Source organism: Buchnera aphidicola (Macrosiphoniella sanborni) (assembly GCF_005080885.1).
Classification (GTDB): Bacteria; Pseudomonadota; Gammaproteobacteria; order Enterobacterales; family Enterobacteriaceae; genus Buchnera; species Buchnera aphidicola_AU.
The window spans coordinates 1-7,706 of sequence record NZ_CP034865.1; the positions used below are offsets into that span (position 1 = coordinate 1).

The following is a 7,706-nucleotide window of genomic DNA, read 5'->3' on the forward strand; positions in this document are numbered from 1 at the left end:
TATTGTATAATTTTATTATTGTTTTTTTTTATATAACTTACATAAATTACTATATTCAATATCTATCTTTTTTTTAAGACCTTGAGGACCTATTTTTGTTAGTTCACTAGCAGTGTAATAATTTATTAAAGCATTTAAAATTTTTTTTCTAACAGTTTTTTCATCTAATTCTGATATCATTTTTATGTCTGAAAAAGAAATAAATATTTTTTGACCCCCCCCTCCTTGAAATAAACTTTCACGTTTTAAATAGTAATTTATTTTTGATTCTGGAATATTACATAATACAAAAAACATTGGTGTTAAAAATATTTTTTTAGGTATATAATTACTCATAACTTTAGTTTTAATTTTTTTACATCTAACAAAACCCATTGGTTCCATAAATTCAGTAATTAATCTTGAAGCACGAGTAATAGATTTATTACCAGAATCTGAAAAAGTAGATAATCCACATTCATCTGCTAATTTTTCAATAGAGGCTTCAACTAATTGAGAATCAATATTAAAATAATATAACATTGCTAGAACCATTGCTCTCATCGCGCACGCACGATGTTCATTTAATCGTCTAAATCGAGTTAAAACATTACCAGTTTTAGGATCTATAGGAAGTAAAGTATGATTTAATTTACTTCTAGCAACGTCTATTGCTGATGCTTGCTTCATTGCATAACAAATAAATGCAGATCTTTTTTTTTCATTTTTAGGTGGATTAAAACATGGTTTTCGATTATATATGTAATTTTTTCTAGACACTAAATACACTTATATAAAAGTAGAATTTTTAAACAGAAAATAAAATAATTTAATACTAAATTAAACAACATATTAATTATATTATTTAAAATTTAATTTTTTTCAAATTAACATTAATATAAAAAAAATTCAAATTTTTATTTTATATTTTAAAATAATTAATGTAAAAGATGTTTTTTTTTGCTCATTTTATCAATATATGCCATTCCAAAAGCAGATAAAACAAAAGTTAAATGAATTATGACACATAATATTATTTTATTATCTAATATTTTTTCCGCTTCCATGAAAAGACGCAAAAGATGTACAGAAGAAATTGCTACTATTGATGATGCAACTTTATTTTTTATAGAATTTACATCCATTGTACCCATCCATCCCAATCTTTTCTCATTATCTTGTATATCCATTTTAGAAATAAAATTTTCATATCCAGAAAACATAACCATTACTAATAACCCACCTACTAATGCAATATCAATTAATGATAAAACTACCAAAACTAAGCCAGATTCAGACATATCAACAATATCAGGCATAATAAATAGAATTTGTTGAAAAAATTTTAATGTTAACAATATAAAACCAAAAGATAATCCTACATATACAGGAAACATTAACCAACGAGAAGCATATATCCCCTTTTCAATCATTTTTTCCATTTTTTTTTCCTAATTATTTTTTAAAATAGTTTTTCGTAAATAAAAAACATAATATTTTCTTAAAAGATTATATTTTATGAAGAATTTTAAAAATTTATTATTGAAAATAATTAAAATTTATGTTAAGAATAGTTTAAATCATATTTATTCATAAAAAAAAATAAAAGTAAAGTATATATTCTGAAATTTCTTAAATATACAATATTCATCTATATACAAAATATTCATCCATACATTATATAAAAAAAATATATATAAAATATATATAATATTAATTTTAAAAATCATTTATTATCTATTTACTAAGTAAGTATCATTCTATGATTTCAAGAAAAAATTATATAAATAATCCAAATCCACTATTCACACCACCTAAAAATAATAAAAAACGTCCTGCTTTTATATACTATGCAATGAAAAAAGCATCAGAAATAGATGTAGCAAGATGTGAATTAAATTATATTTTACAAATGAAAAATATTAAAATAGGATTTCCGATACAAAGATTTAGAAGATTAAATGAACACCGTGCGTGCGCGATGAGAGCGATGGTTTTAGCAATGCTATATCATTTTAATATATCTTCTGATCTCGTTCAAGCATCTGTTGAACAATTATCTGACGAATGTGGTTTGTCTACATTATCTAAAGCAGGTAATAAATCTATTACTCGTGCTTCAAGATTAATTACTGAATTTATGGAACCAATGGGTTTTGTTACCTGTCAAAAGAAATGGGATAAAATATTAGGAAATTATATGCCTAAAATTATTACCCTTACTCCATTATTTTTTAAATTATTTGATGTTTCTGAAAACAAATTAATTAACGCTAAAAAACAACAATTGGGATGGATAAATAAAAATCTTATTAGTAAAGGTTTAAAACCAATAAGAATGATCGATGCTCAAAGACGATCTAAAGACATACAAATTAAAAATATTTTTAAATACAGAATATCCAGGCATGCTTTTTATAAGAAAAAAAGAAATGCTCAACGTTTAATTTCTTTAAATGAAAAAGAAGCAAGACAAACTATTCTACGTGCACTAGTTGCTAAATATTCTATAAGTGAACTAACAAAATTAGGTCCAGAGGGATTAAAAAAACAAGTTAATATTAGTTATTATTATCTTAAAAAGATAGCAACAAATAAATATCCTGACAATTAAAATATTTCTCAAATAATATTTTTAATTTATGCGTTTATTACGTAACCTTTTCTATTTTTTTCAATTATCAATTTCTTAGTTTTTTCTATTTTTCTATTACGAAATAATTATTTTTTTATTTATTTTAAATAAAATTTTTTATTTTAATAATTTTTTTATAAAAAAATTAAATAAATGCATATGGATTTTTTTTATTAATGCTTCTTATATAATAAATGCAAAATAACATTATTTAAAACTTATAAAAAAAAATATATAAACATGACAAAAAAAAATAGCGAAATTTCTTAAATATAAATTTTCGCTATTTTTTTAAAATAATTAACAATCAGATTTAAAATCTTTTCTTTTAATTAAAAAATCAGGTATATTTTTCTCATAGTTTTTTATATTGTCTAAATATTGCATAGTTAAATCAATATTATCTAAATCACTTGAAAAAAATAAAAATTGAGAATCATCAAAATCAAATGAAACAATTTTTTTATTTATAATAATTTGTTTATTAATAAAATTAATTTTAGCGCAAATTCCAGGATTAGAATTAATAAGATCAAAAAGAAAACTAACTTTTTTTTTTGATAAATTAATTAGTAACAATTTATTATTAATACTATTATTATAAAAAATATCAGAAAAACTTGGCGCAATTATAATTTTAAATCCATAATCTAATAGAGACCAAACAGCATGCTCTCTTGAAGATCCACAACCAAAATTTTCACCAGTTATCAAAATGCTAGCATTTTGATAAATCTTTTGATTCAAAATAAATTCTTCATTTTTTAATAATTGATTCCCATCCATAAAACGCCAATCATAAAATAAAAATTTTCCTAAACCCTGTTTATTAACTTGTTTTAAGAATTGTTTTGGAATAAGAATATCTGTATCTATATTTGCAATATTTAAAGGAACAATAACACCAGTATGTTCGATATATTTCAACATATTTTATTATTCTCACTATAATCTAAATTTCTAATATCAAAAAATCTTCCATATATCGCAGCTGCTGCAGCCATGATTGGACTTACTAAATGCGTACGTCCTCCCCTCCCCTGACGTCCCTCAAAATTTCTATTACTAGTAGAAGCACAACGTTCACCATAATTTAATCTATCTTTATTCATACCTAAACACATAGAACAACCAGGTAATCTCCATTCAAAACCAGAATTTATAAATATTTTATCTAAACCTTCTTTTTCAGCTTGTTCTTTAACTGATCCAGATCCTGGAACAACAATTGCCTTCACATTATTTGCAATTTTTTTATTTTTTAATATTTTCGCTGCTAATCTTAAATCTTCTATTCGCGCATTGGTGCAAGATCCAATAAAAACTTTATCTATAGTAATAGTTGTTAAATAAGAGTCTTTTTCTAATCCCATGTATTTACAAGCAGATTTTGCTAAATTTCTTTTTGTTGAAGAAGTAAATGTATTATAATCTGGTATTTTTTCATCAATTGATATGACTTGATCAGGATTTGTTCCCCAAGTAATTTGAGGTGCTAAATTTGATATATCTATAGTAAAAATTTTATCAAAAAAAGCATTTTTATCTGATTTTAAAGTTTTCCAATAAAACAGTGATTTTTCCCAAAATGTCTCTAAAGGAGAATAAACTTTATTTTTTAAATATGAATATGTAATTTCATCAGGTGCAATTAATCCTGATTTTGCTCCCATTTCAATTGCCATATTACAAATAGTCATTCTTTCTTCCATACTCATCTTTTCAATGACATTGCCACAAAACTCAATTACATAACCAGATCCACTAGATGATCCTAATTTTCCTATAATAAATAATATAATATCTTTTGCGGTAATTAATCGGGGAATTTTTCCTATAACTTCTATTTTCATATTTTTAAAACGTTGTTGCTTTAACGTTTGTGTGGCAAGAACATGTTCTACCTCTGAAGTTCCAATACCGAAAGATAAAGCACCAAATGCACCATGAGTAGATGTATGAGAGTCACCACAAACAATTGTCATACCTGGTAATGTCATACCCTTTTCAGGAGCAATTACATGAACTATTCCTTGATTAGGATTACTTATATCATATAATGATATATTAAATTCATGACAATTTTTTATTAATTGTTCCATCTGTATTTTTGCCATTGAACCAGATGCATTAATATCTTTATTTTCTGTAGATACATTATGATCCATAGTAGCAAATGTTTTTTTAGGTTGTCTTACTAATCTATTTTTATTTCTTAATGAATCAAATGCTTGTGGAGAAGTCACTTCATGAAGCAAATGTAAATCTATATATAAAATAGATGAGTTATTTTTATCTTCATGAATAATATGTGAATCATATATTTTTTGATATAATGTTTTACCCATTTTATCCACCATTAATTAAAGTATTAGCAATAGCATCACCCATTTCATTAGTTTTTAAAAAATTATTATCATTTGATATATCAGCTGTTCTGTAACCCTTTTTTAAAACAGAAACAACTGATTCATCAATTTTATTTGCAATTTTTGTCAATTTCATTCCATATCTCACTAACATTGACAATGAAAGAATTTGAGCAATGGGATTAGCAATGTTTTTACCTTGAATGTCAGGTGCAGATCCACCAGCAGGTTCATATAAACCAAACTTTTTTTCATTTAAACTAGCAGATGGTAACATACCAATCGAACCAGTGATTACTGCACATTCATCGGAAAGAATATCTCCAAAAAGATTAGAACATAACAAAACATCGAACTGATTAGGATTTTGAATAATTTGCATAGTAGCATTATCGATATATAAATGAGATAAATGAACGTCTGGATAATTTTTAGAAACTTTTTGAACAATTTCTCTCCATAAAATAGAACTATTTAAAACATTTGATTTATCTATGGAACAAACTTTATATTTTCTAGTACGAGCTAATTGAAAAGCTATATGCGCAATTCTATTAATTTCATAATCATAATAAATTTCAGTATCAAAAGCATATTCAATATTATTTTTTTTTGAACGTCCCCTAGGTTCTCCAAAATAAATTCCTCCTGTTAATTCTCTAACACATAATATATCAAAACCATCTTTTATAATATTTGAACGGAGAGGTGATAAATATCTTAATTCTGAATATAATTTAGCTGGTCTTAAATTATAAAACAGATTAAAATGTTTTCTTAAAGGTAATAAAGAAGCTCTTTCAGGACGCCTTTCTATTGGAAGATTATTCCATTTTTTACCTCCTACGGAACCAAATAAAATAGCATCTGAATTTTCACAACCTAATAATGTTGTTTGGGGTAAAGCAATACCTTCTTTATCAATAGCAATACCTCCAATATTAAATTCTTTTATTTCTAATTCTAAAGAAAAATAATTTTGTAAAATTTTTAAAATTTTATATGCTTCTTGCATAACTTCAGGACCTATACCATCACCAGGAAGTACTGCAATACGGTATTTATTTTTCATAAAAAATATCTTCTTTTAAATAAGTATTAATATAAAAATATTACTGTTATTTTTTTAATTTTTTTAATTTTTTATTAACTTGTTTTGCTTGCCATATATTATTTAAGACATTAATCATTGCTTTAGCTGAAGATTCAATAATGTCAGTGGCTAAACCTACACCATGAAATTTACGTTTTTTATATTCTACTAAAATATCTACTTGACCTAATGCATCTTTACCCTGTCCCTTCGCAGTAAGTTCAAATTTTTTTAAAATAATAGGAAAATGTGTGATTCTGTTTAAAGCTTGATAAATAGCATCTACTGGCCCATTACTAGTTGTAGAAGATTCTATATAAACTTTCTTACCACATAATAATTTTACTGATGCAGTAGACAAACCATTAGAAATTGATTGCACACTAAAAAATTGTAAAGAAAAATGTTCTAATTCATCTTGTTGTTTATTGATAAAAGCTAATGATTCCAAATCATAGTCAAAAACTTGACCTTTTTTATCTGCTAATTTTAAAAAATCAGAATAAAGTTCATTAATATTATAATCAGTATCTTTATAACCCATTTCACTCATATAATGTTTTACTGCAGCTCTACCAGAACGAGACGTTAAATTAAGTTTTACTCTTTTAAAACCAATACTGATAGGATCAATTATTTCATAATTTTCTCTATTTTTTAAAACACCATCTTGATGTATACCAGAAGAATGCGAAAATGCATTACTACCAACTATAGCTTTATTAGCTGGGATAGGCATATTACAAATGCGACTAATAATTTGACTAGTGCGGTAAATTTCTTTATAATTAATATTAGTTGATACACCTAAAAGATCTTCTCGAACTTTAATAGCCATAATAATTTCTTCTAGTGCTGTGTTTCCAGCCCTTTCACCTAGTCCATTAATAGTTCCTTCTATTTGTCTAGCACCAGCTTGTATAGCAGATATTGAATTTCCTACTGCCATTCCTAAATCATTATGACAATGTACTGAAATAATAGATTTATGAATATTAGGTACTCTTTCAAATAAATTTTTGATTATATAAGATAATTCATTAGGTATTGAATATCCTACGGTATCAGGTATATTAATTGTTTTGACCCCAGAATTAATTAATTTTTCAACAATACGACATAAATTATCCATAGTAGTTCTACTTGCATCTTCACAAGAAAATTCAACATCATCAGTATAACGTAAAGCTCTTTTTACTGAATAAATAGCCATATCCGTAATTTCATTAAAGTTTTTCTTTAATTTAGATTCCATATGTAATGTTGATGTTGCTAAAAAAACATGGATACGAAAAGAATCAGAAGCAGACATCGCTTCGGCTGCTATATCAATATCTTTTTCTACACAACGTGCTAAACTACATATCCGACTATTTTTTATATTTTTTGATATAGTTTGAACTGATTTAAAATCTCCTGGTGATGAAACAGGAAATCCTATTTCCATAATATCTATTCCAGTTTTTTCTAAACATAATGCAATTTGTAATTTTTCTTTTACACTAAGACTAGCTTGTAATGCTTGTTCTCCATCACGTAATGTGGTATCAAAAATAATAACTTTAGGATTCATAAATGATATTCTCAGTAGAATGAATGTTTATTAAAAATAATAAAATTATACAATAAA

The 7,706-nt window shown here is 25.0% G+C and carries 7 protein-coding genes; 1 reads left to right on the plus strand and 6 read right to left on the minus strand.

Translation table 11 applies throughout. The annotated features are described in order from the left end of the window. Window positions 1–15: 15 nt before the first annotated feature. Both repA (D9V74_RS02910) and D9V74_RS02915 read right to left on the minus strand, forming a co-directional pair. Window positions 16–759, minus strand: coding sequence for a plasmid replication initiator RepA (gene repA / locus D9V74_RS02910; protein ID WP_158363144.1), 744 nt, complete (start codon window positions 757–759; stop codon window positions 16–18). A 158-nt stretch (window positions 760–917) separates the two neighbouring features. Next, window positions 918–1,421, minus strand: a complete 504-nt coding sequence (locus D9V74_RS02915; RefSeq protein ID WP_158363146.1) for a TIGR00645 family protein — start codon at window positions 1,419–1,421, stop codon at window positions 918–920. A gap of 320 nt (window positions 1,422–1,741) precedes the next feature. Here D9V74_RS02915 and repA (D9V74_RS02920) point away from each other — a divergent pair, with 320 nt between their 5' ends. Further along, entirely contained in the window at window positions 1,742–2,593 is an 852-nt protein-coding gene (gene repA, locus D9V74_RS02920; RefSeq protein ID WP_158363148.1) for a plasmid replication initiator RepA, read from the plus strand. Between the two features lie 321 nt (window positions 2,594–2,914). Here the strand turns inward: repA (D9V74_RS02920) and leuD are convergent, their stop codons facing one another. Genes leuD through leuA form a run of 4 tightly spaced genes read right to left on the minus strand, consistent with a single transcriptional unit; the run spans window position 2,915 to window position 7,649 of the window. Next, window positions 2,915–3,544 carry a 3-isopropylmalate dehydratase small subunit gene (leuD, locus tag D9V74_RS02925; RefSeq protein ID WP_158363150.1) on the minus strand — a complete coding sequence of 210 codons (630 nt, stop codon included), beginning with the start codon at window positions 3,542–3,544 and terminating at the stop codon, window positions 2,915–2,917. Continuing rightward, entirely contained in the window at window positions 3,538–4,962 is a 1,425-nt protein-coding gene (leuC, locus tag D9V74_RS02930; protein WP_187308555.1) for a 3-isopropylmalate dehydratase large subunit, read from the minus strand. Before leuC ends, leuD begins: the two co-directional genes overlap by 7 nt. Window position 4,963: 1 nt before the next feature. After that, window positions 4,964–6,055, minus strand: coding sequence for a 3-isopropylmalate dehydrogenase (gene leuB, locus D9V74_RS02935; protein WP_158363154.1), 1,092 nt, complete (start codon window positions 6,053–6,055; stop codon window positions 4,964–4,966). 46 nt (window positions 6,056–6,101) lie between these two features. Further along, window positions 6,102–7,649 carry a 2-isopropylmalate synthase gene (leuA, locus tag D9V74_RS02940; RefSeq protein WP_158363156.1) on the minus strand — a complete coding sequence of 516 codons (1,548 nt, stop codon included), beginning with the start codon at window positions 7,647–7,649 and terminating at the stop codon, window positions 6,102–6,104. Window positions 7,650–7,706 lie beyond the last annotated feature (57 nt).